Here is a 24545-nt window from a genome sequence, read left to right as displayed (position 1 = left end):
GAAAATAAAGAGGCCCCCAATGCCGAGCCCGCATTGGGTACGCTTGCGCATTGTGCTCGTGACGATAATGTTACTCAGCACAAATCATTCAGCGAACATTCTCGCTCCCATCGCGGAACTTCTGCTTACGCCTTCTTCTACGACGTGGCTGACCCGCTTTGCGTTGCCGAAAAGCGGACATGGGCGCATGATCCTCATCCTATGCGGCAGCTGCCTTCGTGCCAGTCGCGTCGATTCGATATTCTCCCCATGCCTACCGCAGGATCTGCACCGCTGATGACAGGAAGATACCAGCCATGACTGCGGCCACCGCAAGGTCGAGCCATGCGCTGGTGGTGCTCCAGACGCCGAGCGCCGCGCCCATCTGACTGAAGCTGGGGGACACTCTACCCCGTTTCCAACCACAAGAAGCGTGCGATTAGGATTTCGCTGGCGGCAGGTATTTCGCCCAGTTCAGCCGCACATAGTCCGCCATACCCTGAGCGGGCGCATAGAGCGGGTAAAGTTTGCGGAAGGCGGCCAGAGCCGTTGCGGGCTCTTGAGACCCTAGTGCGTCGGTGTACTTCAGCAGATAGAGCAAGGCGATCGACGGCGACCGCGAAAAGCCTTGGTTGCAGTGGATCAAGACCTTGGCACTTGCGATATGGTGGTCGATAGCGCCCAGCGCGGTGTCCACGATTATCGGCGCGATGAAGGCGACCTGCGCAACATCGACCAAGTTGAGAATCAATCGCCTTGGTCGCTCCGCCAGCAAATATTCCGGGTGCTGCTTCGGCGCCCCCTGCCCGGTGTAGCCGAGCGCGTTGCGGTGATAAGGCTCCTTGCAGGCATGCACCACAAACCAGCCGGCCTGACCGCGAACGGCCGCCTCATCGTCCTGAGATCCGACGAATAGGTTGGGGTATACCTCGATCATGGCGAGCCCTCGTCATTCGCCGATCTAGCCACCCGCAGAAGAGCGCCGACAATCGGCATGTGAATGAAGAGTTCCTCACAGGGCCGGCCGGTGGCCACCCGCACCGCCTCAGCGTAGACGGCTAGCTGCGGGGCATAGTGGATCGCCCGGTCCGCCCACTGATCGGGGGACCCCGGGAAGCTTTTGTGATCGATGATGGCGAACCCCTCTGCCGTCTCGATAAGCAAATCGATCCGCCCATTCGCGAGTTGCTCGCCCAGGGTTGCGGTCACCGGAACTTCCGACCTGCGCTGTGCCGTCGGCCATCTTTGGTTCAGCGCCCCGTGAATACGATCAGACGCTTCGAGTGCGTTACGCACAGAGAACCCGGCGACACCCCACCGGTCGAGGATAGCCTGGGCGTCTGCCTCGCGCACAGCAAGGGTGCGGCCCGGATTGTCGTAGGCCAGGATGGCATGAACGGCTTCGCCAAGGCTCGCCATGTCGCTGACGCCGTCGAGCTGAAGGCGCGGGCCAAGATCCAAAGTCTCAACGATACGCCAGCCTGCCTCCCCTTGAGCAGCGCTTGGCCGCAGATGTAGCGGCGCTGCTGCCGGCCGCTCTGGGGCTGCCGGCCGAACAAAGGTCTGTTGGATAGCCCGATCTGCGGCATCATCGCCGGCTACAAGAGGCTGCACATCTGCGACAAAGGTCTCATCACCCACGTGGATCAGGTTGTCGCCTTCGGGCGGGAACGTCAGCCGCGGCGGCCCGTCTGGCGCGTCGAGAACTTTCAGCCAGTTCAGAGTCCCCTTGGCCGGGGGAGCAAACACCAGATAGTCGCGCGCTCGGGTCACCCCGACATAGAGCAGGCGAGTGTCTTCCTGCACGGCCCTACGCCAGGCGGCCTGGCCCATGACCGACCCCACAGCGCTGACCTCAAGATCGCTTCCCGAACCGGAGAGCCCGTAAGGCCAGGGCCAGTAGCGGATCCACCGGTTCGCCAAGGGCCGGCGCCAATCGAGCTCACCATCCACCTCCGCGGCCGGCTCGAACAGGCGTACCTTGGGGTCCCAAGACAGGCTAGCCAGCACCACCATCGGCCATTCAAGGCCCTTGGCGCCATGGTAGGTCATCACTTGGATCGCGTCGGCGGCAAGGCTTGGCGGCCGCTCCGGATCGGCAGCCTTCAGCGCCAGCAGGAAGCCCGATGGGGTCGCCGGCGCGCCAGACGACAGACATTCGGCCTCATAGGTCCGCGCGAACCCCCGCAGGGCCTCCAGATCGTCAAGCCGGATCGCGTAGTCGCCCCATCCCTCGACCTTGGCGATGACCTGCGGCAGCGCCAGGATCTCATCGAGCGCCTCGGCCGGAGTTAGGGCAAGGATATCAGACCGCAACGCGGTCAGCGCCGACGCAATCGGCACCTCCGCGAGCAAGTGCTCCTCGCCCTCCTCCGCAGCGGCGTGCAGCCAGGCGTCGGACTCCGGGTCGTCGCCGAAGAAGCGCGCCATCTCAGCTAAAGCCAGGCGATCGGAGGGATCGGCAATCCAGCGATAGGCAGCCAACGCCAGCTCAACGTGCGGCGTGCGCGCCAAACCCTGACGTTCGACCGCCACCGGCAGGCCTTCCCGGCTCAGTGCCGCCGCGAACCGCCTCACATCTGTATTGGTGCGACAAAGCACGGCGATATCGCCGACCCGGAGTGGCCGGAAAACGCCCGTCGGTTCTTTGACAGTCCAGGTGCTCGCGTCGTCAAGCGCGCGGCGTACGCCGCGGGCCAAGCCGGCCGCCTGTTCTTCGGCCTTGCCGATCAGGGGCCAGTAGGCCAGCGCCTCCTTGTCGAAGCCGACGTCGCTGCGGGCCGCTCGAGAAAAGGCATGCCGCTCCGGCGGCAGGCCCATGCGCTCAAAGGCTGGACCGAAGGCGGCGTTGGCGAGGCGGACAATGTCAGGCCGGCTCCGCCAGGACACCGACAACACATCACCTTCTGCCGCCGCGGCCGCACCGGCAAAAGCCGCTTGGGTTAGTTCGGTATCGGCACCGCGGAACGCATAGATCGCCTGCTTCGGATCGCCCACCCAAGTGCTGGCGTCGGCGATCTCGGCCAGGGCCGTGAACACCGCCAACTGCAGCGGGCTTGAGTCCTGAAACTCATCCACAAAGACCCGGCTGATCCGCTCCTGCAACCGGCCGGCCAGCTCGGGGTCGCTCAGGACCTGAAGTGCCAAGACCTCCTGATCGGTGAAATCGACCAGGCCGCGCTCCGCCTTGTGCGCCTCGTAGGCCCGTAGTGCCTGGGCCGCGCAGCTGAAGATTTCGCGGATAAAGCGCACCCCATCGGCCCTCAGCCGGGGATGCTCAACGTGCCGCCCAGCGGCCGCGGCCACGCTTTGCAAAGCCCGGTTATAGTCCTGGCCGTCCTTGGTGGGCGCGCAGCGGACCTTGCAAAGGCCGGCCCAAACCGACCAGGTCAGCACTTCGCCGCGAGACGTGCGAATGTGGGCGGCCCGCACCCGGTCGATCCCGCCTCTGACCGCGGAAGCGCTCGGTGTCGCAGGGGCGTGGGAGATAGCCTCAGCCAGGGCGGCGGCCAAAGCCGCATCCAGCGGCGCAGCGTCTGCCGCTGGCGGGGTGAACAGCTCCAAATAGCTGGCCACTGATCGTTCCGCCGAAGCCGCCAAGGCGTCAGCAGACAGGCCGTTGGCACGGGCCAAGGTCAGGATAGACCGCACCGTCTTTCGCCAGTCCGGCGGCTCGCGGCCCGGCGGTTGCGGATCATCATGACCGAAGGCTTCCGCCAGCTCATTGAGGATCGCCGCATGGGTCCCGATCGCCCCGTCAGCGGCAATGGCGAAGATTAGCGTCTCCTGGGTGCCGGCGATGACATGGGTAGCGGTCGAGCGGCCAAGCTCCAGGGCAAATTCTTCCACGATCTGGGCGCAGACGGCGTTGACCGTGCCAAAGCGTGCGCCCAACAACCGGCCAGCCAGGTCCACCCGACCCTGACCGAATAAAGCGGTGCGCGCCCGTTGCACCAATTCGTCGGCGGCGCGGATCGTGAAGGTAGTGGCCACGACCTCCTCAGGCGGTCGCGTGGCCACATCCACAGCGATGTTGTCCACGATACGCGTGGTCTTGCCAGCGCCAGCAGCGGCGGTGACCACCTGGATCGTTCCAGCCATCAGAGCGCCTCCACGCCAACCCGGCAAAGGCCGGTCAGATCACAGAACCGACACGGCTCCTTCGGCGCTTCGAACATCAGCTCCGACGGCCGGTGATCCGCCGCTTCGCCCATCCCCGTCGCCAAGAGGTTGCCGCCATCGAGTTGGGAGCGCCAGAGCGCCACGTCGTCGATAACCTCATGTAAGGTCTCGTCGAGCCCGCGGACCGCCTCGATATCCTCCTCTGCCAGCAAGGATCCGCGAGGTGCGAAGAGCCGCCGTTGTCGCAATAGGTAGTAGGCGCCGGTCGCGGCGGTGCCGGGCTCGGCGATGGCTCCGTAGACCGCCAACTGCACGGCGCGACCTTCGGCGATCTCTTCGCGATATCGCCGTGCAGAGCTGGTCCACTTCAGGTCGATCACGGCCGGCATCGCCCCCTGGCGCACCAGCAGGTCCAAACGACCCTGCAAGGCCAAGCCGCCCACCTCGCCTTCGCGATCCAACTCAGAGCCGACCACCTCAAGGCCGCGCGCGTGCAGGATCTGCACCAGCGCCTCTAGGGCCGCCGGGACTCGTTCGCGCGCCGCGGCCAGCTCGCCAGCGAACTCCGGCTGCTGAAGAGGGGCGGCCATCCTGGGCAGCAGTTTCTCGAATAGCTCGACGGCCCGGCTTCGGATATCGGCGACCGCAGGCGGCGGACCAGGTGGTAGGAGGCCGTTGACGATCTCATGGGCCAGGTTGCCGAACAGCTGGTTTGCCTCCGGAATTTCCGCAAACCGGCCCGCCCGTAGGCGCAGGACGTCCTGAGCGAACCAGCTCAACTGGCAATTCAAAAGCCGGCCCAAGGTGGTGGCGCTCTCTCGGCGGTTCGCCAGACGGGCCAGCCCGGCTGCTGGGACCCGCCATCTGGCCCGCGGCGCCGGTGCATCCATGATGTCCACGGCCGCCCGAGGCAGCACCCGCTGAGCCAGTTGCGCGGCCGGTTCCGCCAGAAGACGCTCGGCCCTCCAGCGGACAAGCTTGCCGGCTTGCTCGATCATGAGGTGGAGCTGATGCTCTAGTGGGTGAGCAACCGTCTCGGCGGCGCCGGACAGGGCCGGCCGGACAAACAGCGCCTGCTCGCCGACTCGCAGCACCGCGTCGGCATAGCCGCCACTGATCCGCACCGCCGCCTCAGGGGCCGACTCCAACTCAACGCCGGCGGCCGCCAGTACTGCCTGTTCCGCGCGGCTCCAGGTGGTGTTCGCCACCTTCTCGCCGGGTCCGACGAAACTCCACCAGACAAGCCGCGGGGCCGGCGCCCATAGGGCGCTTGGCGTATAGATCGCGCGCAGTCCCCCAGCCTCCGCTGCATGACCTGGGTTGGCAACGCCCTCGGCCAGGACTTCGGTCAAGACCCGTTCGATCAGCAACGCCGGCAAAACCTCGAGCTCTAGGGCATCGATGGCGCGGACAAAGGCACCCGCCGCGGCGCCGACGGCCAAAAACAGGGCATCGCCGCGCCCCGCATCGGTCGCCACGGCCAAACTGGCCGCCCTGAGTCCAGGCCCGCCACTGCTCCACTTGGCGCGCCACCTTGCACGCGGCCACAGCTGGATCGGGCTCGTCCTCGCTCTCCAGTAGGGTCGCCGCGATATCTTCCCACGCCTGCACCCACGCCGGGCCATCGAGCCCGGGCTCAGCGACAAGGACACGGGCAAGCCGGCCCGCCGCGAACCGCCCGATGGGCGGGCGCGGCAGCATCAGCAAATTCAAGAGCGCCTTGGGATCAAACGGGCGCCAGGCAACCGCGAAGGCCAAGGGCAGGACCTGCAAGGCACCCCGCCAGGGCGAAGGCTTGGAGAGGCCCAGCGCCGGAAGGCCGCGGGCCGCCAGGGCGTGGTCCAACAACGCCGTGTCGCCATCCGGCGCCAGCACCACCGTGCCCGCCAACGAGGCTTGCCCACCCGCTGCCAGCCAGTCAGCCACGGCCTCGGCCGCCATCAGCGCAGTGTCTGCCTCGACCAAGGTAAACGAGCCATCTCCCACCAATGCCTCGGGCGCTTCGCCACGAAGGGTAGCCTGCACTCGGCCAAGATCCGTCGAAGGACCAGCGGCGGGTTCGGCAACGCCGTCCTCCAGCAGCACGCCGACGCCCTGGAGGGCGTTCAGGAGGCGCCTCCAGGCCGGGGCAAAGCGCGCCTGGGGTTCCAGGAGGCGAAGCTTCTTGAGACGCAGGCCTGGCCCCACGCCCACCGCCGTGACCAAGGCGGCCAGACGATCGGCAAGTCCGGCCGGCATCGGCGCACCGGCCGACTCCGCTGCAGCTAAGTCATCTAGCCGGACAGACCCAAGGGCGGCCCCGGTCCACCCCCCAGCCGCCAAGGTGTCCCGCCAACCGAGCAACTGGACGGCGGTTGACCACGGGTCCTTGCTGAAAGAGGCCGACCAGAACCGGCTGTCGCCGGCGGCGCGCAGCTTCGCCAAATAGGCCGCGATGCGAACCGCCTTGGGGACCGGCGGGCCAAGCAGGCCTAGTTGGACTTCGAGTGCGTCGACCAACCCTGCAGGCCCTACAACCGCACAGTCCACCGCGCCCGCGCCGCCGCCGAGATGGTCAGGGAACGTTCGCCCGTCCCCCGCCATGCCAAAGAAAAGCTGCATCCCAAACTCCCCCCTGAGACGACATCATAGGCGCCTGGAAGCACGGTGGGAACACAGCTTCTTAATTGATCGACCAGGTCCATTGAACTGACAGCGGAAGAAGAGCCACAAACTGTGCATGCAGTCTTTATGGTGCCAAATCGTTATATGCCGCAAAGAATACGTGTCTTTGTTCGCTATCTGACCGCCAATTTTCGATCCGGCAATCAAATTACCATGAACATGAAATCTGCATCGTGATGTTCGTTTTAGGAGTCGGCGTTTTTGTCTTGCTTGGTCCGAGGTGAGGCGACAACTGCCACGACATCTCTCTCCGGGATAGCACCAAGGCTCTTAGGTCGTGGGGCGAGTACTGCACCAATCTGCGAAATTATGGCTCTGCGTCCGTTATGCCGTCTGAAGTACGCCGAAACGGCTGCAGCCGGTCCGTTAGATAGAGACGGTGCATTCGCCGTAATTCGTCAGGCGCGCCTGGCGTCGTGGGGGCGTCCTTCGCCAGCATGCTGCGCAGCACTTTCATACTGTTTAGAACGACCGCAGCAATATCTCTCGCCAGTGCGTCCTCTAACTCTGGCGCACAGACACGCAACGCTGCCGCAATTCCGACTATGGCATGTCCTCGTGCACGATCACGGATCTCCATCTTGTCAGTCCGTGCCTCCATCAGCGCAGACAGGGATTTCACGCGAGGATGAAGCGTCACAAGCAGTTCGATCAGAACGTCTGCCAGAGCGTCCGGGGATAGTGTGGCGGCACGTTTGGCGAGTGCCGCGTATTCGTCTTCCAGAACGGCGATATGCCGCTGCACAAGAGCGTCCGCCACAGCCTCCTTGTTCGGAAAGAAGCGATAGAGCGATCCGATCTTCGCCTCGGCACGCGCGGCGATCTCCGCCATGGTTGTCGCCTCATACCCTCGTTCCGCCATGAGGTCGGACGCGGCCTCCAGTAACTCCTCGACGCGCTGACGCCCAGCCGCGCGCATCGGCTGAAGGGACGTCCGTTTACCTCTTGACGAATTTGAGTTCATCCTCAAATAATGCTCCTGCTTGAGTGCCTACTCAACTTACTAACGTTTCCGCGCGTTCCAGACAACGGTGCGGGATGACGGTCAAACGTCAACAGGGAAGGTTTTGCCATGATTTCACTCCCAGCCAGCAGGACGGCTCTCGTCCTGATCGATCTCCAAAAGGGCATCACGGGGCTTCCCTTAGCCCCCACACCGGGTACTGCGATTGTTGAACGATCGAAAGAACTCGCCGCGCGCTTCCGGGCCGCCGGAGCGCCGGTCATTTTGGTTAATGTAGCGTTCGCGCCTAATTTCGCTGATGCCGTGCATGCGACTGTCGATCGCTCCTTTTCACCGCCTGGCGGCTTCGCACCAGACTGGGCTGAGCTGGTCGACGGGCTTGCCGAACCGACCGATCTGCGTGTCACGAAGCGGCAATGGGGTGCCTTCTACGGCACGGATCTCGATCTTCAGTTAAGACGACGCGGTATCTCGACCATTGTGCTGGGCGGAATCGCGACCAATCTGGGCGTGGAATCTACCGCCAGGGCGGCTCATGAGCATGGATATAACGTCGTGCTCGCCACGGATGTCATGTCCACATTCACCGAAGAGATGCAGCGCTTTGCCTGCGAGGAGATTTTCCCCCGCCTTGGCCGCGTGACGACAAGCGACGCAATCGCACTGGACGCGTAAGCGCATGGTGGATGTCTGCGCGTCTCACGGTTCCCGGCGAGATCGTTCATGAACACCGGAACATCGTTGCCATCCCAGGGTTCGGATCAACTGCCTCCGGGCACCTGGAAAATCGTGAGCGTCGCGGCGGTCGGATCTTTCATGGCGCAACTGGACGCCACAATTGTCAATGTGTCGCTCCCAGATCTTGTCGCGACCCTGCACGCTCCGTTTTCACACATTCAGTGGGTAGTCAGCGGCTATCTGCTGGCACTCGCCCTGACGTTGCCACTGAATGGATGGCTTGTAAGCCGCCTCGGGGGGCGGGCAGTCTATTTATGGTGCTTCGGTGCCTTCACGCTGACATCAGGCCTGTGCGCACTAGCGTGGTCTGCGCCGTCCCTGATCGTATTCCGTCTGCTGCAAGGCATGGCGGGCGGACTGCTCGCCCCTATGGCTCAGATGACGGTAGCTCGTGTGGCGGGCCGACAGATGCCGAGGGTCGCGAGCGCAATGACGGCACCTGTTCTGCTCGCGCCGCTTCTTGGACCCGTCGTCGCCGGTGCCATTCTCTCCATCGCGTCCTGGCGATGGATCTTTCTTCTCAATGTGCCGGTCGGGCTTGCGGCTTTTGCCCTTGCCGTTCTGTTTCTCCCTGACGATCGGCATGACGAGCGCCCCCGTCCACTTGACCTGACAGGGCTAGGATTTCTCGCTCCCGCTCTCGTCTCGTTTCTTTACGGCATGGATCATGTCGCCCGGCTTTATGGACAGGCGACTTTAGGCGCGTCTCTCGTGCTGTTCGTCCTGTATGTCAGATCCGCGCGACGCAAGGGCGATGACGCGCTGATCGACCTGCGCTTGCTGCGTGCGCCTGCCTTTTCGGTGTCAGCGATCATCATGTTTCTGACGAACGGGGTGTCGTTCGCTGGTCAGATGCTTCTACCCGTATGGCTGATTCACGCCTGCGGTGTCTCGCCCGAGCGGACGGGCCTGTTCATGGCACCCCTGGGTGTGGGGATGATGTGCGTCTATCCGCTCATTGGCCGTCTGAGTGACCGGTTTGACGCGCGCGATCTGACCGGTTGCGGTGCTCTTTTGTCCTTTGTTGGCACACTGATTTTAGCGTTGCTCGCCTATAACGGTCTGAACGTCGTCCTGCTCGCCTTAGCATTGTTGCTGCGTGGCGGAGGTGGGGGCGCTGTCGGTATTCCGGCGATGAGCGTGGGATATGCTTCGATCGCACGCCCAGATATTCCGATGGCAACGACTGCGCTGAATATCATGCAAAGGATTGGGGGACCGACATTGATCACAGCGTGCGCCACATTCCTCGGGTGGCGGCTTGCGACAATCGCTCCATCCCATGTCGCATCGGAGGCTTATGCCGAAACATTTGGATTGCTTGCGTTATTCCATGGCGCTCTGTTGCTTACCACGCGTTTCATCAAGTCTTCAGAGAGGAAACGTTAGTTCGGATCGAACTGAACCCGTCGTGCATGGATACTCGCCTGAGAAAATAAAAATGACCCAGGCAAGATTGGCAAGTGTCATCCGCTATGCGGTCATTCGTTTGTGTCTCAGATTGTCCGAGATGAAGGCGTGAGCTGTAGGTCCGCTTTCGCCTCATCTCGGTCATACAGGCGGTTGGGAAAGCTTCCGGAAAGCCGACATGAATCATCCGACGCTCTGCAGACAAAGACGGACAGCGGACTGACGCATACATTTTACCCTGTCGAGGTTCGAATCTCACCAGACGGGCATGCGGGATCCGGATGAGAACTATGTCTACTCCAGAGCCCTCTAAGGCCCTCATTAATGCGTATATCCGGCAGACCGAATCCCAGGAGGAGGGTAAGTGCCGCGCGCGATTTCCGGTGTGTAATCGGCGGCTCTTTCGGGCTATAGAGTCCAGATTCCATGTTGGCGGATCCGCAGTCACAACATTCAGCCTTGAGCGAAGCGTGAGAGTCGGCGCCTTACTTCATTTGCGGGTAGCCGACATCTGGGGTGAGCGAACAGAGAAGCAAGACCGCCGTGCAGACGAGCAAAGCCAACATGATTACCTTCCGCGAGCTGGTCGAAAAGCCAGAGGACGCCATGCATATCGATCTGTTCAGCAACAGCGAGTTCGCGGAGCGTGCCGTCGCCCGTCAGTAGCCCCCATCTCCTAGACTCAGCGAGTGCGAACGCGAAGGTATCCGGAACTGACAACCGACTATGCTGACGGTTGACGGCGGTCGCGCGTTGCAGCTCGACGGGTGTCAGTTCCTCTATTCGCAAGCCGAGCTGCATCAGCCTGTCGCCAAGTTCACCGGCAAGCTCCCTTGCGTAGAGCAGATCCGGCACGGCGAACTCGAACGGCAGAAGAAACAATTCCTGAAGCAGGCCGGCTCTTTCGAGGTCAATCAGGACCGACGTATCGGAGACAAGAATGGGCACAGGTCAAGCCGCCACCTGATCGAGCCGCCTGTCGAGTTCGCGCACGGAAATGCCGAGTAGTTCGGCGGCCCGCGATTCTCCGATGATGCCTTCGGCAAGCGCACGGTAGCAAAGCCGCTCGAAGCGCCGTGGTTCCTCTGCTTCAGGCGCCATGCTCTCCGGCTCCTCATAGGGAGCCGCGCGCCATCCCCGCTCGGCGAAGATCTTGAATAGCCGCGCACAGGCGGGCTGGCTGATGATGCCGAGATCCTTGCAGCGGTAAGCGAGCGCCTGAATGCTGACGCCGAACCGCTTCTTCAGGGCGACCAGTTCCCCGATGCTGATCGACGACCGATGAGCGCCGATTTCCGCGCGCAGAACATCGGCTGGCATCAGGAAGGCACCAGCGAATCGATGCGCCGCCTTCTCTTCATCGACTCCCGCTGACGGAGCGATGACCATGTGACCGAGTTCATGCGCCAGAGTGAACCTCTTGCGCTCTGACCACGTGCTCAGCTTGATGACGATGACACGGGCGGCATCGCGCTCCTTGCGCCGCACCTTGGCAGCGAGGCCGTCGACATTGTCGAGGTCGAGCGAGAGTACCTTGATCCCACGCTCTTCCAGAAGCTCCGCGAGTTGGGGGATCGGATCGTTTCCAAGTCCCCAATCCTCGCGAACGGAACGGGCAGCGTCCTCGGCGTCGCGGAGATCGGCGACGGGATGGGGCGCGCTTCGCGGCTGCTCCCATTCGACACTTCGCATGTGAAGCAAGTCCTCGACGGAAAGATAGCGCTCCAGCATATGGATGGCACGGGCCTCAAGCGCAGCTTCCTCCCTCGATGACGTTCCGACCTTCTTGCGGAAATCCACGCCTTCAAGCGAAAGTTCGTCCTCGCTCAGAAGATATTCCTCCGAGACGTTGAGCGCCTTGGCGAGAGCGATCAGGACGCGCGAACTCGGCATGTCCTCGTTACGCTCATATTTACCGATCGCCTGGGCGGACACGAGGCCGTTCATCGCATCCGCGAGTGCGCGCAACGAGAGGCCCGACGCCGATCGGGCGACTTTGAGCTTGTTTCCGATCATGGCGACCTCCTTACGTGATGCGGTTTCCATATCTAAAATATGTCATAACCTTTGTAAACTAAAACCTCTTGAAACGCGGTTAATGAACACCTATCTGGGGTGGGTGGCCGGATGACTGGCACGTTTGTAAACCGTTTTTCGTCGATGCGGGGCTGGCCTGTCCCGATCGCTTCGATCAGTATCAGGCCCACAGGAACGATCATGGCTCTCACGAACACCGAGCTTCGCTACTACGACAGTAATGTTCTCCGTCTTCCCGCAAACAAGCGCAAGGAATATCACGCTCAGGTCGATCGGCTGATCGACGAACTGCGCAAAAGCGTCAAGGACAAGACGGAGATCAAGATCACCAAGGTCGTGAAGGCCGGCTCCTTCGCCAAGTTCACGATCCTGCGCAAGACGGCCTATGACCCCGTCGACGTCGATGTGGTGTTCTACATTTCCGGCCGGGACGCGAGCAAGGAAACCCTCGATAGCCTGAGCGCCACGATTTACGACCTGCTGATCAAGATCTACCCGAACAAGTCGGTCGAGGATTTCGAGATCCAGCGCAAGGCGGCGACCGTGACGTTCGTCGGCACGGGACTGAGCGTCGATATCGTGCCGGTGATCGAGGACGAGAACCGTGCCGGCTATGGCTGGCAGTTCGATATCCACGACGGTTCAAAAATTCAGACCTGCGCGCCCTGCCAGATCCAGTTCGTGCGCGGCCGCAAGAACCAGGACGGTGATTTCCGCACACTGGTCCGGATGGCCAAGAAGTGGCGCAACTACGCGGAGATCAAACCGCTCAAGTCCTTCGCGATCGAGCTGATCATGGCCCATGTGCTCGCCACGCAGGGCAAGGAGGGCAGCATCGAGCAACGCTTCCGCAATTTCCTGCTCTATATCGCCCAATCGGGCCTCAAGGATCAGATCAGTTTCCCCGAGAACGCGCTGCCGCTGGGGACCTTCTCCGACCCGGTCGTAATCCTCGACCCGGTTTACAGCTTCAACAACGTCACCAGCCGGATTTCCGAGGCGGAGCGGCAGGAGATCGTCGCGGCGGCACAGGAAGCCTGGGAGACGGTGAACTTCGCATCGGTCGAGGACGACGATGCAGTCTGGAAAGAGGTCTTCGGGCCGGGCTTCAAGGTGGAGGACTGACATGAGCCAGACAATAACGGCTTCGGCCACCTATACGACAACCGATATCGAAAACGTCGTGAAGCGCGCGCGGGCCGATCTCGCGATGATCGCGGATAGCACCGGGGCATGGACGCCTCAGAAGGCTGCCGATTACGCCCATGATGTAGAGGTCCTCGCCAAGGCGGGCTATCTCGCCTGGGTGGACGTGACCCTGCTGCAAAATGGCGTCGAGCTGAAGGCCGTCCGCTTCGATGTCGATACCGAGGCGGGCACGCTGAGCACCAGCCGCCCCGGCGGTGTTCTGTGGCCGCGTGTCACCGGCGCTGAACTGAGGATCGTGATCAGCTACACCGACGCCTATACAAGCAGCGCCCGCGAGGCGATCCGGAGCAAGCTCAAGATCGGCTGGACTGCATCCAGCGCCGATACCAGTCATTCCAGCCTGAGTTCGTCCGGCGGCCGCAACTATGTCAGCAGCACCTACGGGATGCAGAGAAAGGATTGGGCGGCATGAGCCAGCCGAGCATTTTTGACAACGAAATCGCGCTTCCAAGCGATACCCTGGCCAAACGCGAAAAGAGCCTGCTCGGTTTCGATCAGCGCTACCTCCGCGTTCACGACCAGCTTCGTCTGCTTTTGAATGTCGGCGCACTCGGCGAGTGGAACAAGAAACACCACGGCAGCAAGCTCGGGCTCTGCGATCTGGTCGCCGAGCAATATCCGCTGGTGATCTTCCATGGCGACGTGGGCACCGGCAAGACGGCGATGGCGGAATGCATCGCCAACCGGCTGGTGGCCGAGGCACGCAGCTCGGATTCGATGCTGTTCAAGCTGTCGAACCGGGTGCGCGGTAATGGCATGGTCGGCGAAATGGGCACCCTGATCGCCGAAGCATTCCGTAAAGTCGCTCAGTCGGCCGGCAAAACCCGGCGCGCGATCCTGATCATCGATGAAGGCGACAGCCTGGCGGCATCCCGCGCGCAGGATCACAGCCACCATGAGGACAAGGTGGCCGTAAACACCTTGATCCAGGGGATCGACGATCTCAGACAATATGGCGGACGGATCGTGGTGATCCTATGCACCAACCGTCTGTCGGTTCTCGATCCGGCGTTGCGCCGTCGCGCCGCCATAACCGAGACGTTCGCCCGTCCCAGCGATACCGAGCGCCAGCAGCTTTTTCAGATGGACCTTGCCGGTCTCGGGCTCGCGCAGCAGCAACTCGCCGAGTTGACGCGGCTGACCGGCGCGCGGGATCGTCATCCGGCTTGGACATATTCGGATATTCGGGCACGGCTCTATCCTGCGGCCCTCGCCAAGGCCTATCCCGACCGCCCCTTGAGCTTCGCGGACCTGACGGCGGTCGCCTCCACCCTTCATGCGTCTCCTGTCATGGAGGACAAATAATGGTCCGGTCTCCCTTGTTCGGCCGCCGCATCCACATCTCCGGCAGCGTCGTGAATGATCTGACGCTCGCGCCGACGGCCGACGTCGAGGCAGCGCGCGAGCTGATCGCTCTGCTCGTCAAGGAACTCGTCAAGCGCGGCGCCAACTTCGTCATTCCCGTCGACGCCGAACCCAAACGGAACGTCGATGGCCAGCCTGTCTGCTTCGACTGGCTGGTGTGGAAGACGGTGAAAGACAATCTCATCCATCGGCCCCAGAACGTGCCGGGACCGTTCATCGTCGCTGTACAGCACCACAAGACCGAGGAGCAGATCCCCGACGAATATCTCGACCTGTGGGACGAATTGCGGGCCTCTCAACTGATCAAGATCGAAAGCGCCGCCTACTGGAACATGAACAGCAAGCGCATGGAGGCGCAGGCCCGTTTTGGTGACGTGCTGATCGTGCTCGGCGGCGATGAAGGGGTTTTGTACCTCGCGAACCTCTATCACGATGCCGGCAAGCCCATCGTGCCCCTGAACCTTCCGATTGGCGCCGAAACCAGAGGCGCGCGCCGGCTTTATGCCTTTGGCCTCGCCAGTGCCCAGACGCGCCGTCTGTTCCAGATCGCTGATGACGGCGATGCGCATGACTGGATCAACCGCATCGGCTTTCCGAAACGCCAGAGCACTTCCGATCGGGTCTCTGCCGTAATCGATCTGCTCGAATCTCTGGACCGCCCAAAGGCGTTTGCCGTACGCCTGTTGAACCCCGACCACAAGGATTACGCCAGCGTGCAGGATTTCTTCGACGTGGTGGCCAAGCCGGTGCTCGAAGATGAGCTTGGCTACCGTCTGATCGTTATCGATGGACGGCAGACCTATGACCACGCGCGGATCGATCAGGAAATATTCGCCAAGCTTCACCGCAGCAGCGTCGTCATCGCCGACATTACCGGCACACGGCCGAACTGCTTTCTGGAACTGGGCTATGCACTCGGGCGCGGCCTGCCCACGATGGTGACGGCGCGCGAGGGCGCCATCGTGCCGTTCGACATTACGACATTCGCTGGTCATCACTGGAAGGCGACCGACATTGCCGATCATCGCCGGCAGGCGTTCCGCGAGCATTGGAATGCGATCCGCAATCGTCCGACGCTCGTTCCCACGGAACCCCTGATCTCATGACCAGCCCGCGCGAGATATTCATTTCAGTCGATGTCGAGACCGCAGGGCCGATACCGGGAGAATACAGCCTACTGTCGATCGGGGCCTGCTCCGCGTTCGATCCGGACAACGGCTTCACCGTCGAGGTCAAACCCATCAACGACAAGTTCGACCCAAAAGCTCTGGAAGTGACCGGGCTTTCGATGGATGAGCTGCGCCAGCGGGGACTTGATCCTGACGCCGCGATGAAAGCTTTCTCGGATTGGCTAGCAACGCTGGATCGTCCCAATGACATGCTTGTCTTCGTCGGGTTCAACGCGCCGTTCGACTGGTCATTCATGAACTACTATTTCCATCGCTTCATGGGGAAAAACCCGTTCGGCTTTACCGCTCTCGACATCAAGGCCCTCTACATGGGCGCTACTGGCTCATCCTGGCGTGATACGCGGTCGAGCAAGATTGCCGAGCATCTCAAGCCCAAACTTTCAGGCACCCATGATGCTCTGCAGGACGCTAGATACCAGGCTGAAATTTTCCGTCTGATACGGCAAAATCTTATTGCAAGCGGCTGAAGCAAAATCCGCAATCAGGATGCACGACATTTAGGTTTTGCGGCTTATCCACCCTGATCCGGTCCTCGTGTCCGGCGCCCGCTGACGCTCATGCCGGGCGAGTTGCTTGGAGGTGGAGGGATCGAAGAACTGTTGATTGGCCGCGGCTGGCCCCTGATTCCAGGCTTTTGGCGATTTGATTGACGGTTTCCGGGGTGACTTTCGCTCTGCGTTTTCAGCAGATCGCGGGCCATCGCCAGTGAGATGGCTACGTGCTCGCGTTCAACCTCTCGAGGAAGAGGAAGCGGCGCATGTTGTAGACAATATTGGCCAGCCCGATCCTCATGTTGGCCCGGGTAATACCCACGGTTCGGACGAACAGACCCATCTGCGATTTCTGACCGGCAAAGACATGCTCGACGCGCGAGCGGATCACTGATTTCCCTGCATTGGACCGCTGAATATGGCGGGGCATGGACTTGAGATGCGGCTTTCTCCTGTGAACTTTCGAGACGGAACCCTCTTTGTCCATGAAGTCCTCATTGGCTTTCGAGCGATAGGCTGTGTCTACCCAAACACTTGAGGCCGTATTGGTTTTATCCAGACGGCCCTCGCGCAGTCTGGCACCATCACTGGCAGCAGCATCCGTTGTCTTCCATTTTCGGATCAGTCGGAACTTCCGGTCAATGGAAACATGCGATTTATAGCCAAAGAACGGAATGGCGAGGTCCGTGGCCGGGAGCGTCCCGTCCTCCTGCCGCTTGGCCTTCGTGAACTTCAGCATCCAGCGGGCGTGCCTGTCCTTGTGAGACAGCTTTGCCGGCTTGTCTTCCCAGCCTTCGGGGATCCGTCCTACCCGGAGATCGGCTTTCTCTCCGTTGGTATTGCGCTGCTTTGGAGCAGCCACCAGTGTGGCATCCAGGATTTGGCCGGACGTCGGCAGAAACCCGGCTGCTTCATCTTCCATCACCCCCAATCAACTAAGGGAAAATGGAATCACAGAGGACTCCTTAAAACCAGAGAGTTTTTCGAATCCTCAATGTGTCAACTTCTTCACCGTCGCAGGATATGAACGGGAATAAAGTGGACGCGCTCTAGGAAAGAGCAATGATTGCTTTTAAAGACAAAGCAATCACATTTGTGTTTTTCAAAATATCTTCGGCATTTTCCGGCGGAAAGGGGCCACGAAAATCAGGAAAAATCAGCGAATCAAGTCTGTTTTTTTCTTCTTCAATGAAGAGGTCTAGAAGAAATTTTTCTGATTTTTCTTCATAATACTTTTTGATTAGATACAGAACCTCGACAAATAGAGGATGTGTCCCGTAAAGAGAATTTTTTACGATACCATACACGGTGCGAAGAGATGATATATAATCATTATCACTTCCTATTTCTTGAAATAATTTAGAGCGAAGCAGCAACGCCTCTGCTCTTTCAATAGAATTCCAAGGTAACGAATATTCCAGTATTTCAATAGCTTTGTTAAAATTAATTTCGGAAATAGAATAGTTGTTTCTTATTTGGTTTAAACGCGCAATAGAAATATAGTATTTTGAAATTAATGGATGATTTTCATAAAATATTTTATCAGCTATAACTTTAACCTCAAGCAAAGTTTTTTCGGCCATAGTGGTATCATTTATGTCGAGATACGATATGACCATTTCGGTGAGAATTATATAATTAATATTACTATAATAAAAATTCTCTGTGATAATCAACTTCTTTGCATCCAGCAATGCAGAGATTGATAAATTATATCTTTTTGTTTTCCTGTAAAATGAGTTTAAATCTATCAGATACTCTATGTTTTGAATTGTCGATTCTTTTCTGTTTATTTTTTTCCAAAAACTTCTAAGTTCTAAAAATATTTTTTCAGAATCATCATTTTTATTTTTATTTAAGTATAAAATTGCTGTAAATCTAAGTGTTTTTTCGATGTTCATGTAACTATTCGTTATATCGCGCAAAAACTCTCGCAATGATATAAATAGATGATATTCTGACGTCTGAAATGCACCACGATTTAACATTAATCTTCCAGATTCCATGACAGATCGTCCAGACAGAGATGGTATATCAGTGAAAAATACATTTAAGTTCACAGACGCTTGGCTGGAGGAATTTACGGCCTTGTCAAACATGCATAGACTTTCGAATATTTGACTGGACATCATTAGAGCCAATGACCGGCGAACGAGCTGAATATTATCACTTTCGTCGTTAAAAAAATTAACTACCTGCATATTAATTGAAATAGCTAGGTAAAGGTAGTTTTTATTCGATAGCCAAGAAACGAAAGAGCTTATTTTGTTATTTAAAAAAAGTTTATTATCGAAATTTATAGAGTTTTCTATGATGACCTTCATATACTCAGTATTTATTTTTGCTCCTGCACCTAAACAAGCTAGAGATTCGTCTAATGTAGATGGGTAACTTTCCCAAAGAGTAATCATATTCGATGAATTAATATTTTTTGCGATAGAACTGTAATCATTTATTTTTTTTAATTGAAACAAAGTTTCGGCAAGGGAGTTAACATCTTGGAAATCTGAAAAGTGAGTGACTAGGTCTCGCCGAGCTGTCGACATTTTGTCATTTTGGTCGAGAAAAACATGCTTAAGGGCCGAATGCATAAGTGTTATTCGTCCGTTATCATAACTACAAAAAGACGAAAAACGTGCGAGTAAGGGAGTCAAAATTAGATCTGAAAGGCGAGCTTTTCCATTGAAAGGCGAACGCGGATCCCCTTGTCCTGCAAGCAGTCCTGCGAGGTCGACATGATACAAGCCTAGCCATGATGCAGCAATGTAGCGAGCTGCTTTAAGGGAAATTTCTGGGTGGCCTTGTTTTCCAAAATCTTCTTGATCCATAATCTGGAGAATATGAAGAAATAGGTCTCCTACATTGGGAAACTTTAGCAGTTCATCGGTCTTGGCCGCTATTGTTTCGAACCTAGCATGAAGCCTCAGTTCCTCGAGAAGCAATCGCAGATACAACGGCGTTGCGCATGCCTCTTTTGAAGCGATTGAAGAAATTAACTTGGGAGAAAGCTGCTTGCGGAAACTTTTAAGAAACATTGCGATCGCCTGCTTGCGAGTGACGACGTCAAACTTTGGCAGTTGAATTGTATTCATTCCCAGAGTTTCGATTTCTGGCGTGACTGAAGCCAAAATAATTACATTTTGAGGAAGAATTAAGTTGCTCAATCGTAAAAAGGTCTCATTCGGCGCTGAAAACTGGTTAAGAGCATCGATTATGAGGACAAACGGCTTATTTATCCCCGTCACGGTTTCTGCAAGCAACTTGGGTAGGATTTGCCAACGCTCATCGTTTTTCGACGGGATGGAGGTCGTCAGAAAGCCCTTACCCTGAAGAAAAGCGATAAGGCGATCGACCCAGCCCTCCAACGTCAGAATTCCATCTGCGCCTACATAGTGTAAAAATACCTCTGCATCGTTCTGACCAGTGAAGCGAGATGATAGGTAAGCTAGCAATGCGCTCTTACCGTATCCAGATGGTGCTTTTATAATTATAGGAGCCGCATTCGGCGACAGACAAGCTGCACGCCAAGCGTCGATCACAGACTGCTCAATTTTGGGGATTGGTACGTACGCGTACAAACGAGACTGAGTATAACGGGCATGCATTGCCGTCAGAAGCTCTTGATCCGTCGGAGTGACTGCAGCCGGGAAAAATAAATTGAGTTGCTGCATAAGGTACGCCATGACGGCGTCACCAAACTCTGTGATGCTGCAGTAATTGTCTAAGCCAAAGAAAGGAGTCGAGCGCATAACATTTTTGAGTTTGTAGAGACGATCACCAGCGGGATCATAGAATTCCGGATCACCCTCTTCTTTCCCGGCATCAATGGCAATTTTATCGGTCAGGCTCCTTGCACGGAGGAAGAACCTGCCGCGAGATACATCCTCGGACACCCCCGGATCCATTAAGGCGACGCGCATTTCGAGTTCCGTCACGCTGATCCCCTCATCCAACGCCCGCTGGATGCGCGCGGCATAGGGGGAGTCGGGGTGAGCCTCCCAGTATCGTGCGAGCTCAACGTGAGTCGGTATCCAGCCATAACGTTCGCCCAGAAACCCAATGAAGAACGGTGGGGGCTGGATCTTGCGGCAACGCTCGATTTCATCGAGACAAATCTCGACGGTGCGACCGTTTTTGGCGTCCTCTTCTGTGACTCCCCAGCGCAGGTCGATCTCAGTGAAGGTGACCAATCTCTCGAGACAGGTCGCCCGAAACACCGGGAAAACATGAGCTAAAAGGTGATCGCGCTCCTGATCCATGTCGCGGAAAGTCGAAGACAGGAAAACGCGGAACTCGCGTGATGCTGGAGCGGCGGACGTCATGACTCGGGAACTCCGTCGAGCCCGCGTTTAACACGACGCAAGGGCTCTCTTATGGTCAGGGAGGAACAGGATGGGAGTTTGTCTTAACCCTTCATCAGGTCGATTTTCTGGTTGAGAGAGCGCTCGACCCAGCGGGCGGTATCGCTGTTCAGGATATCCACCCCAAGACAGTGGATTGTTGCCCGGATGTTATATGCCTGGAATGCCGATAGAGACATGTCATCAGTATCGGCAGCAAGATTTCGGGTAATTTCAGCCCTTGCCGCCCGGAAGATCTCTCGTGCCTTCTCATAGGTTTCAGTGTCCTCATCATCGCCCACGAATTCGAGATATGTTAGGACAACCGCTCCCAGGGCAACAAAGGTCTCTGAGCCATGCTCAACCATATGCATAATGGTTTCACCATGGGGGATAATGGCATCGAAATCGACAAGTTCGTAAAGCTTGAGCAGCGTCAAAAAAAGAAACGATATACCCGTGAAAAACAGGACCTTTCCGGAAATCTCCAGAACATTCTTTCGCAATTTTTTTTTTCTGATAGTGGCGTTGTAATATTTGATCTGTCCTCCGATCCAGACTGTCCTAACATATTCGATGACCGTGTTTGCCTGCGAAGAGCCGACATCAGAGATATCTGAATGATCCCAATGAGGGTTCGCAAAACCGGTTCCCTGAAGGCAGAAACGTGTCGAACGGACGATTTCTCCTTCGTATCGCATATAATGCTGGAACACGCCGTCCCGAATACCCGCGATATTCCAAAAGTCCTGAACAGCCAGACCTTGAACGATAGCACGCAAATGAATGGCCCTTGCCTTGTTCTTGGCCCAGGGGGCCATCTTCGTAAGTAATGCGAGGATTGCCAAAAAGATGAGCGACAGGGTCGTCGAGATCATGACCCAGCCCTCTGGGTCTTCGGGAGAGCGGCTGCTAAGGAGCACAAAACACCCGATCAAGATGAACACAAAACCGAGACCAAATCGACTTTTGTTCATATTTTCGGAAACGATGTTGTCCAGAATGACCTTGGTGTCGAGGCATGTGGTCCGGAACTCTTCCTTCACGTCCTTATAACCCCAGTCATCATCGAAGAGGCTGGGATTTGTTCGGACGCGCCTTTCAATGTCCCGGTTTATCTCGTTAAGTTCATTCAACACCGGAGCCATGCGCATACGCGATTTCTTCGGAGCCTTACCCCTCATCAGGCGTAGGCCCCGTGCTCGTGTTCCTGCATCCCCTACATCATCCTCGTTGTCGACATCTTCGAGGTTATCAGGGGCCGTGAGCAAACCGACGAGAGTGTCTGAATGCCCACTCCCGTCAGTCCATTCAACGGCCATAACCGTTTTACCGGCGACCACCGGTGTATCACCACGCTGCGTCTCGCGTGCACAGTAGACGATTGCGACCAGTCCAGTCTCCCGATCTTCGAGGGGATTGACGGAATAGAGGAGGTTCAGGATCTCCGGTGTCAGGCCGTCTTCCTTATAGCGGATGACGTCCGCCGACAGGGCACCTTTTCGACGGAAGCTGACAATCTGGGCCGTGCCTCCAAGTCCCGCCGCAGGCTTTCCGTCCCATAGAGCGAACAGGATATGGCTACGACGGGCAAGATAGATGCCGGCACTGGCATATTGAAGGTTACGGTAGAGGCCCGGTTTAACAATACGATCTTCGGTTCCAGGGACGACAATCGGCATCACCATGCATGTTTTCGATGCACGGCAAAGCACATCAAATTCCTCTTCAGAACCCTCCCTCGTGAAATCAGCACGATACAGTTCTGGCCGCATTGGCAGGACGACGTGTAACTCCCAACCCATTTCAATTGCAATTTGAGCAAAAATCCTGTCTGCCCCCTCGGCGAGGGCAGAGACTGCATAGAGCGGGGAAGAAGGAAACTGCTTCTGGATGGACGCGAACTGAGCGAGGATTGCAGCGCGGACAGCGTCCGGGTCCCTCAAATCACGATGCCCTGTCACCCCAACAGTAATAGGTATTCCATATCTTGAATGCTTATGAAACCCATCCTTTGTGAGCATCTTTTTGGGCGGCATGTCGTGTCTCGCTAGCTTAATCCATATACGCAATATCTGTTGCTATCACATTACGAAATACACGACTATCGTCTGCGTTTGGCAGGGGGGGGGGGCTGAAGGCCGCTGCGGCTACCAGGAACGTCCGCTTCCAAGTTTTAACGCCGCAAAGCGGACTTTCGACTTCCCCCCCCTAAACAGTCTGTCTGCTCAAAACCGTACGCGGACACGCCTCTCAATGGGTAGACTGGTTCAACAACCGCTGTATCCTCAAGCCGATCGGGAACATCACGCCAGCCGAAGCCGAACTACAGTTCTACGCAGTTATGGACCACGCCCCTATAGCTGTGTAATTTGTGCAGACTGATCTCCGTCAATACCGGAGAGGTTAAGTTCGAAACCCTTTTTTGCTCAAGTTAACCGAGAGGGGCCATCTGGTGGACACCAAAGCCGTGCGGCAGACGTTCGGCGCTGGCCCCATCCAAGATCCTTAAGACGCCTGGCCAACTGCGCCTGTTCGGCAGGTTTGAGCCCTACCTCATAATCCAGTACTTCGGCGGCGATCGTCGCCATGGTCACACCCCCTTGCATGTTCGTACCCAGCCGTTCGCGCAGTACAGGATCCGCAAGCTCCTGAATACGCGCCATTAAAGGCATTATCCCGGACGTTGTGCCGTAAGATAGAGCTGCTTCAACACCCCCGAACAGCAGATCAGAGGCAACATCCGCAACGGTCATCGTGGCCTTGCCCGCATACGGAAACGGTAGATTATAGAGACTCTGCTTGCCCATGTTCAGCAGACGCCGCATCTGGTCATCGTGCCGCCCGACTGTCAGGACCTTCGGCAAATGCGCTCTCCACGCTTCGTAAGCGGCGCAACACCATTTACCTTCAATGACAGAGTATATTTCCAGCCGAAGAGAACCGTCGACATCGCAATATCGACAATTCTGCCAGGCCCAGAGGATCACATCATCATCCGTATAATGTCGTATCGGCGGATATCTTCCTTCGTATGAAGATGATAGAATTGCAGCCTTCACGATCTCGTCCCAGAGATGGTCCTCCGAGACGCTGCCTTTCACCTGACTGGGACATAGGCCATTAAGGGTCTCGCGCTTCACTACCGTCCATGTGTCGTGCAGAATATGCCAAATTTCCAGATCGTCTGTTTCCAAGTTGCGTCTCGTATAATCACGCAGCCAAGTCTGACGCTGAACATCGCTGTAAAATGAACGTGTCGTTCTCTGCTCGAGGACACGCCTGACGATCGGATCCTCATCGTTGGGTGATGCGAGCGTTTCAAGAACCTGAACGAACTCCAGCCCCACCTGCCTGTCAGGCACATTTCCTCTCACGTAGAAGGGATAAATGTTATTCAGTTCAGCGTCGCTTAACTGAACCCACAGGGTCTGCCTGGCATCCCACATTTCAATGGCACTTTGACCGGATCTACGTCTGATATTGGTCTTGAGCCACTCAAGGCGTTGGAAGTCTGTATAATAATTGGCCGGATCAACGAGTTGAGCAATCTCGGCAGCGAGCTGAGCACAAGTGGCCTGTCTTCTTATGACATCTGGACACAGAACACTAAGGTTAGACCAAATGTTGACCCAGGACTTTTTTCTGAGGTCCCATATCTCGACCTCAGCTTTCGGCGAACTTTGTCGGATAAAATCTCTCAACCAGGCAAGCCACCTTTTCTCAAAGTAAACCTTATCCCCATCCCTCTCCTCGCGTGTCTTCGGAACTGAGAGAGACCGTTCGTAGTGCCTTAGCCAGGCCTGTAGCTTGGCATCAGCCTCAAAATCGAGAGCGACTGACGCTAAAATTGCCGCGTTTACAGGCGATTCGGCCAACTTAAGACGCGTCGTCCTAAAGTCGATGTGCTCAATGCGCACTATTTTATCGGCCATATTGGCCTCCTTTATGTGAAGTTTCGGAAAACGAGAAAGACTTCAGGTCTGGGAGGCGGCCCTGTGGGCCATGGCATCATGAAGACACATACGATTGTCCG

17 protein-coding genes and 1 pseudogene are annotated in these 24545 nt (G+C 57.5%); 8 read left to right on the top strand and 10 right to left on the bottom strand.

The window, feature by feature from the left end:
• A partial coding sequence (locus GOB58_RS12995) for a hypothetical protein (RefSeq protein ID WP_206752261.1) occupies positions 1 to 300 on the top strand: 300 nt, incomplete at its 5' end.
• 118 nt (positions 301 to 418) lie between these two features.
• Here the strand turns inward: GOB58_RS12995 and GOB58_RS12065 are convergent.
• The 4 genes from GOB58_RS12065 to GOB58_RS12050 form a co-directional block, all read right to left on the bottom strand.
• Positions 419 to 916 (bottom strand): protein-tyrosine phosphatase family protein, encoded by a 498-nt coding sequence (locus tag GOB58_RS12065; RefSeq protein ID WP_173560350.1) that lies wholly within the window; start codon positions 914 to 916, stop codon positions 419 to 421.
• Positions 913 to 4080 (bottom strand): UvrD-helicase domain-containing protein, encoded by a 3168-nt coding sequence (locus GOB58_RS12060; protein ID WP_173560349.1) that lies wholly within the window; start codon positions 4078 to 4080, stop codon positions 913 to 915. Before GOB58_RS12060 ends, GOB58_RS12065 begins: the two co-directional genes overlap by 4 nt.
• Entirely contained in the window at positions 4080 to 5579 is a 1500-nt protein-coding gene (locus GOB58_RS13290) for a RecB family exonuclease (protein ID WP_198911790.1), read from the bottom strand. Before GOB58_RS13290 ends, GOB58_RS12060 begins: the two co-directional genes overlap by 1 nt.
• A 1493-nt stretch (positions 5580 to 7072) precedes the next feature.
• Entirely contained in the window at positions 7073 to 7729 is a 657-nt protein-coding gene (locus tag GOB58_RS12050) for a TetR/AcrR family transcriptional regulator (protein ID WP_173560348.1), read from the bottom strand.
• Between the two features lie 108 nt (positions 7730 to 7837).
• On the opposite strand from GOB58_RS12050, the gene GOB58_RS12045 reads away from it, so the two are divergent.
• Both GOB58_RS12045 and GOB58_RS12040 read left to right on the top strand, forming a co-directional pair.
• Positions 7838 to 8404 carry a hydrolase gene (locus GOB58_RS12045; protein ID WP_173560347.1) on the top strand — a complete coding sequence of 189 codons (567 nt, stop codon included), beginning with the start codon at positions 7838 to 7840 and terminating at the stop codon, positions 8402 to 8404.
• Positions 8405 to 8452: 48 nt separating this feature from the next.
• Complete coding sequence (locus tag GOB58_RS12040) at positions 8453 to 9856, top strand: DHA2 family efflux MFS transporter permease subunit (RefSeq protein ID WP_173560346.1); 1404 nt, start codon at positions 8453 to 8455, stop codon at positions 9854 to 9856.
• A 474-nt stretch (positions 9857 to 10330) separates the two neighbouring features.
• Here the strand turns inward: GOB58_RS12040 and GOB58_RS12035 are convergent, their stop codons facing one another.
• On the bottom strand, positions 10331 to 10825 hold the full coding sequence (locus tag GOB58_RS12035) for a PIN domain-containing protein (protein ID WP_173560345.1): 495 nt from the start codon (positions 10823 to 10825) through the stop codon (positions 10331 to 10333).
• Positions 10826 to 10828: 3 nt separating this feature from the next.
• The gene (locus GOB58_RS12030) at positions 10829 to 11893 is read right to left on the bottom strand and encodes a helix-turn-helix domain-containing protein (protein ID WP_173560344.1); all 1065 of its coding nucleotides are present in this window, start codon (positions 11891 to 11893) and stop codon (positions 10829 to 10831) included.
• 201 nt (positions 11894 to 12094) lie between these two features.
• On the opposite strand from GOB58_RS12030, the gene GOB58_RS12025 reads away from it, so the two are divergent.
• From GOB58_RS12025 to GOB58_RS12005, 5 genes are read left to right on the top strand one after another with little or no spacing between them, the layout of a single operon-like run.
• Positions 12095 to 13039 (top strand): CBASS oligonucleotide cyclase, encoded by a 945-nt coding sequence (locus GOB58_RS12025; RefSeq protein ID WP_173560343.1) that lies wholly within the window; start codon positions 12095 to 12097, stop codon positions 13037 to 13039.
• Position 13040: 1 nt separating this feature from the next.
• Positions 13041 to 13535 (top strand): HORMA-1 domain-containing protein, encoded by a 495-nt coding sequence (locus GOB58_RS12020; RefSeq protein ID WP_173560342.1) that lies wholly within the window; start codon positions 13041 to 13043, stop codon positions 13533 to 13535.
• On the top strand, positions 13532 to 14428 hold the full coding sequence (locus GOB58_RS12015) for an AAA family ATPase (RefSeq protein WP_173560341.1): 897 nt from the start codon (positions 13532 to 13534) through the stop codon (positions 14426 to 14428). The genes GOB58_RS12020 and GOB58_RS12015 overlap by 4 nt, the downstream gene beginning before the upstream one ends.
• Positions 14428 to 15594: a hypothetical protein gene (locus GOB58_RS12010; RefSeq protein ID WP_173560340.1), complete on the top strand. Its 1167-nt coding sequence runs from the start codon at positions 14428 to 14430 to the stop codon at positions 15592 to 15594. The genes GOB58_RS12015 and GOB58_RS12010 overlap by 1 nt, the downstream gene beginning before the upstream one ends.
• Positions 15591 to 16145 (top strand): 3'-5' exonuclease, encoded by a 555-nt coding sequence (locus GOB58_RS12005; protein ID WP_173560339.1) that lies wholly within the window; start codon positions 15591 to 15593, stop codon positions 16143 to 16145. Before GOB58_RS12010 ends, GOB58_RS12005 begins: the two co-directional genes overlap by 4 nt.
• A 247-nt stretch (positions 16146 to 16392) precedes the next feature.
• Here the strand turns inward: GOB58_RS12005 and GOB58_RS12000 are convergent.
• The 4 genes and pseudogenes from GOB58_RS12000 to GOB58_RS11985 form a co-directional block, all read right to left on the bottom strand.
• Positions 16393 to 17076 (bottom strand): annotated as a pseudogene (locus GOB58_RS12000) (transposase); the annotation flags it as partial.
• Positions 17077 to 17218: 142 nt separating this feature from the next.
• A complete protein-coding gene (locus GOB58_RS11995; RefSeq protein ID WP_173560338.1) occupies positions 17219 to 20491 on the bottom strand; it encodes a DUF4062 domain-containing protein in 3273 nt (1090 codons plus the stop codon).
• A gap of 83 nt (positions 20492 to 20574) precedes the next feature.
• Positions 20575 to 22548 (bottom strand): hypothetical protein, encoded by a 1974-nt coding sequence (locus GOB58_RS11990; protein ID WP_173560337.1) that lies wholly within the window; start codon positions 22546 to 22548, stop codon positions 20575 to 20577.
• 390 nt (positions 22549 to 22938) lie between these two features.
• A complete protein-coding gene (locus GOB58_RS11985) occupies positions 22939 to 24444 on the bottom strand; it encodes a hypothetical protein (protein WP_173560336.1) in 1506 nt (501 codons plus the stop codon).
• Positions 24445 to 24545: the final 101 nt, after the last annotated feature.

This window comes from Acetobacter thailandicus (genome assembly GCF_011516655.1).
In the GTDB taxonomy this organism is placed as follows: domain Bacteria; phylum Pseudomonadota; class Alphaproteobacteria; order Acetobacterales; family Acetobacteraceae; genus Acetobacter; species Acetobacter thailandicus.
Note: the sequence above shows the minus strand (reverse complement) of the source record. Positions and strands in the feature narration are given on the sequence as shown.